This is a genomic window from Enterobacter sp. 01-M-02-SI-ECC, from assembly GCF_047530595.1.
In the GTDB taxonomy this organism is placed as follows: Bacteria; Pseudomonadota; Gammaproteobacteria; order Enterobacterales; family Enterobacteriaceae; genus Enterobacter; species Enterobacter cloacae_M.
Genome location: NZ_JBLKCZ010000105.1, coordinates 1 through 631 on the forward strand (window position 1 = coordinate 1; position 631 = coordinate 631).

At 43.3% G+C, this 631-nt stretch carries 1 pseudogene; it reads left to right on the forward strand.

From position 1 onward, the window contains the following. Positions 1–92: 92 nt before the first annotated feature. A pseudogene (locus ACMWLG_RS25890) lies at positions 93–467 on the forward strand (GNAT family N-acetyltransferase); the annotation flags it as partial. Between the last annotated feature and the right edge of the window lie 164 nt (positions 468–631).

The following is a 631-nucleotide window of genomic DNA, read 5'->3' on the forward strand; positions in this document are numbered from 1 at the left end:
CCGTCTGAATTTGCAGCGGGCTGGAGAAAGGGTCATTCTGAGAATGAAGATTCCGACGTTACTAACTGAGTGTTGTATCTAATCGTGGGGGCAGGTCACTTGGTGCAGCACGAACGTTCGTCGTTTGTAAAAGAGACACTAAACAGGTTGTCGGTTTTTACTCTCTGGCCACCGGCAGCGTTAACCACGTGGAAGCAATGGGAAGCCTCAGGCGCAATATGCCAGATCCAATTCCCGTAATCATACTTGCTCGCCTGGCAGTTGATGTTTCATACCGTGGCCAAGGGCTCGGGGCCGATTTACTGCATGATGCAGTTCTGCGCTGTTACCGTGTAGCTGAGAATATTGGAGTCCGTGCGATTATGGTTCATGCACTGACTGAAGAAGCCAAAAACTTTTATCTTCACCATGGCTTTAAGGCATCACAAACTCAGGAACGGACATTGTTTTTAAAGTTACCACAGTGAGGTTTGAGGAAGAAAGGGGCTTGTTCGATATTTAAGATATTGATTTATAATGATTTTACCATTGAATTTAACTTATGTTGAGTAAAAACTAGGTTCATGGATAATTTTGTGGCTACTGTATTGTTTTTTCAAAGATTCTAAGTTTCCATGAGTAATTCACTTCA